Annotated in this window: 4 protein-coding genes; 3 read left to right on the top strand and 1 reads right to left on the bottom strand. The window is 66.8% G+C overall.

The features are described from left to right. The coding region (locus KVS67_RS11250; RefSeq protein WP_254629345.1) for a GNAT family N-acetyltransferase at positions 1-538 on the top strand (538 nt) is incomplete at its 5' end. Continuing rightward, complete coding sequence (locus tag KVS67_RS11245; RefSeq protein ID WP_368669057.1) at positions 535-1,152, top strand: class I SAM-dependent methyltransferase; 618 nt, start codon at positions 535-537, stop codon at positions 1,150-1,152. The genes KVS67_RS11250 and KVS67_RS11245, both read left to right, overlap by 4 nt. A gap of 543 nt (positions 1,153-1,695) precedes the next feature. Here KVS67_RS11245 and KVS67_RS11240 read toward each other — a convergent pair. Next, positions 1,696-2,292 carry an HNH endonuclease family protein gene (locus tag KVS67_RS11240; protein ID WP_368669056.1) on the bottom strand — a complete coding sequence of 199 codons (597 nt, stop codon included), beginning with the start codon at positions 2,290-2,292 and terminating at the stop codon, positions 1,696-1,698. A 231-nt stretch (positions 2,293-2,523) separates the two neighbouring features. Between KVS67_RS11240 and KVS67_RS11235 the strand changes: the two genes are divergently transcribed. Further along, entirely contained in the window at positions 2,524-3,576 is a 1,053-nt protein-coding gene (locus KVS67_RS11235) for a DNA methyltransferase (protein WP_217565366.1), read from the top strand. Positions 3,577-3,602: the final 26 nt, after the last annotated feature.

Raw genomic sequence — 3,602 nt, 5'->3', positions numbered from 1 at the left:
ATCCATGCCCGTCCGTCTGCGCCCTGCCGTCCTCGACGACGCCGAGGCCCTCGCCGCCCTGGCACGGAGCCAACGCGCGCACCTGGCTCCGTGGGAGCCGGAGCGCCCCGCCCACTGGTTCACGGAGGCCGGGCAGCGCGAGGCCCTCGAACAGGCAGACCGTGACCGGGCCGCCGACCGCTCCTACGCGTTCCTCATCACCGACGCGGCGGGTTCGATCCTCGGTCGTCTCACCCTGGCCAGCGTGGTGCGCGGGGCCGGCCAGTTCTGCTCGATCGGTTACTGGGTCGCCCGCGAGGCGACGGGCCGCGGTGTGGCGACCGCCGCCGTCGGGCAGGCCCTGCAGATCGCCTTCGGCGAGCTCGGACTGCACCGCGTGCAGGCCGAGATCCTCCCCCACAACCACGCCTCCCGCCGCGTGCTGGAACACCACGGGTTCCAGCGGTACGGCCTGGCTCCGCAGTACCTGCGGATCGCCGGCCGCTGGCAGGACCACGAGCTCTGGCAGCTCCTCGCGCCGGCGGAGGGGCAGCGGTGACCCCTGACGACGCCGCCCGGGAAGGACTTCTCACCAGCCGGGCCGCCTATGGCGCCCGCGCGGACGAGTACACGGAGCTGCTGGGGACCATGGACGCCGTGGCCGAGGACGACAGGCTGCTGGTCGAAGCCTGGGCCGACCGGGTGGATGGGGTTCTGGCCGACGTCGGCTGCGGGCCGGCCCACTGGACCGCGCACCTGGCCTCGCTGGGCCATGACGTAACGGGCATCGAGCCGGTCGAAGAGTTCGTGACCCACGCACACCGAACCCACCCGGAGGTACGCGTGGAGCCGGGCTCGTTCCAGACCCTGCCCGTAGCCGCCGTCGACGGGATCCTGGGCTGGTACTCAATCATCCACACGCCGCCGGTGGAGATGCCTCTCCTCCTGGAGCGCGCACACCAGGCACTGCGCCCTGGCGGGTCACTGCTGCTGGGCTTCTTCGCGTCAGACCAGGTGGAGGCCTTCGATCATGCCGTCACCACGGCGTGGTACTGGCCGGTCGATGAGCTCGCGGGCGTGCTGGCCGCGGCGGGGTTCACCGTGGTCAGCCGCGGCACACGGCAGGACACGGGGGCCCGCCGGCACGGGTGGATCGAGGCTGTCAGGGACTGAGTCATCTGGCGCTTTCCGCCCCAAATTTTCCAGGGAACCGTCCTTCGCGATTCGCGTTCGATCTTCACCGCGTCTGGACAGTCAGCGAGCGCTCCCCTTGGGCGCCGCGAACCGTCGTTTGTGGCCGGCGTTCCGGCCCTCCTGCCGCGGGCCGCCCCGACTCCACGCGTCCTGCACCGCCACCTTCCCAATGCCGACAACGACGCCCCCGACCCGCACGGTGAAGCGGTCCCCCGCCGTGAGGTAAGACCCCCGTAGCATGTTCGCGCTCTCCGGACGACCGGAGCTCCTGGACCACGCCTACTCAAGACGGCAGAAGCCCCATACGGCGGGTGCCTCGAGACCTCTGGACAGGGTGGCGGGGGTAACCGACGGGCTCGCAGCAGGAAGCAGACGCCTCGACTCCCGGCAAGCTCCAGTGGAGGGGTGGCCATGACAGACAAAATACGAACACAAGTCCTCGAGCCAGCCCCCGGGCAGGCCAGTGCCCACACCCGCAACCGTCAACGAGTAGGGGATGGGCACCATTGCGGCCGTGCAGGCTCAGTACCGGGTCACCTTAAGGGTGGCGTTCGCGCAGGACGCGGCCTTCTTCACCAAGAACGCCTTCTCCGTGGCGTCAGCCTTCAACCCCCAGCGGATCTTCACCGCCGTCCAGTCCGCGATGTACTGGCACTGGTTCTTCGGCGGCAGCCACTGCTCCGGACCGCGGGCCTGCTTGGCCGAGTTCAACGCCGAGGTCTGCGCGTTCAGCGACCGGGCATCCCCCAAGTCGTTGTAGAACGCCACCCGCTTGGCCTTGGTCCAGTACCGGGCTCCCGAGCCCCACGCCTCATGCACGGGCACCATGTGATCGATCTGCACCGTCGAAGCAGACGTGTGCGTCCGCAGATCCCAGCTGCTCACCCACTTGCCCGTGGCCACCGTGCACTTACGGGCCGTCGTGAACTTCGGGGTGGTCTTGGACTCTGCGATCAACACCTCTGCCCGCGTGTTCTGGCAGTCCCTGTTCGCATCCTTCCAGTCCCCGAACTGGGCGGCCCGGTCATAGCCGGCATTGTTCTCCGCCGCCACCGGCAACGACGCCACAGCCGTGCGCAGCGGGGCCGAGTACGTGGTGCCGGCTGCCGCCGGTCCCACGCCCCCGAGGACAGCGGTGGCGACGAAAACAGCGGCAGTGGCCAGAGAAGCCAGAGAGCGTCGTGACATGGGCGAGTTCCTTGCTCGAGCGGATGACGCGATGCGAAGTCGCATCGCAGCTGATCCTAAGCTTGTGTGAAGCCATGCTCGGCACGGAATCCCCGGTCCCTAGGATGGGCAGGATCAGCGCGGACAGCGCCCCATGCCACTCGGCCCAGAGAAAGAACACCCGTGTCTCGACTGACTGACCTGCTCGCCCAGGCCCGCAAGACCGACCCACAGCTGGCCGCAGACCTAGAGGCTGAGTTCCGCCAGCTCACCCGGCGCAGCCAGTTCGGTCTTGTGTTTGAGCGCCATCAGCCCGAAGCTGTGGAGCTGCCCGGCCGCCCCGTGCGCCGTGGAGACACCGTCCGCGTGCTGCCCCCGCGGGGGAGCCTCACCATCGGGGACACCCGTCACTGGGTCGTCACCGACGTCGAACGCACCCCAGACGGCAAGCAAGCCCACCTGACCGAAGCAGACATCGACGCCGAGGTCCGCGAGCCGGCCACCTCAACAGCAGCACTCGAGGACCTGGTGGTGGTCGCCCGGTTCGAGGACCCGATCTACCCGGGTCTGGTCGAGACAGGCCGCGTCGAAAACGGTGGGGACAAACCGTTCCACACGGTCATCAACGCCGAGAACTTCCACGCCCTCGAGATGCTCACCTACACCCACCGCCACAAGGTGGACTGCATCTACATTGACCCGCCGTACAACACCGGGGCGAAGGACTGGAAGTACAACAACGACTATGTCGAGTCCGACGACGACTACCGCCACTCCAAGTGGCTCTCATTCATGGAACGGCGTCTTCTAGTCGCTAAAGAACTTCTGAGCCCGGAAAACTCCGTCCTGATCGTTACCATTGACGAGAAGGAGTACCTGCGCCTCGGGATGCTCCTAGAGCAGACGTTCCCTGAGGCGCATATGACGATGGTGACGTCTTCGATCAACAACGCAGGGGCGTCACGCGCAGGAACCTTTGGCCGGGCTGCCGAATATATCTACTTTCTTCGTTTTGGTGAGTCAAGGGCTATCCCGCTTCCTCTCTCTGAGGAGTGGAACCCGGTCGGACGAAAAAGCAAACACGACCTTCTTTGGAATCCGTTGATTCGCACCGGCACCAATACTCTCCGGAACGACAGCCCCAATCAGTTCTATCCTGTTTTCGCCTCTCTCGGAAGCCGCAGGTGGTCACCCGGACCGTGGACGGCAAGGTCCACGAGCCGATGGAGCGCATGACCATCGGCATCCCCGAGGAGTTCATG

This window comes from Micrococcus sp. GbtcB5, assembly GCF_019091605.1.
GTDB lineage: Bacteria > Actinomycetota > Actinomycetes > Actinomycetales > Micrococcaceae > Micrococcus > Micrococcus luteus.
This window is presented reverse-complemented; position numbering and strand designations above follow the sequence as displayed.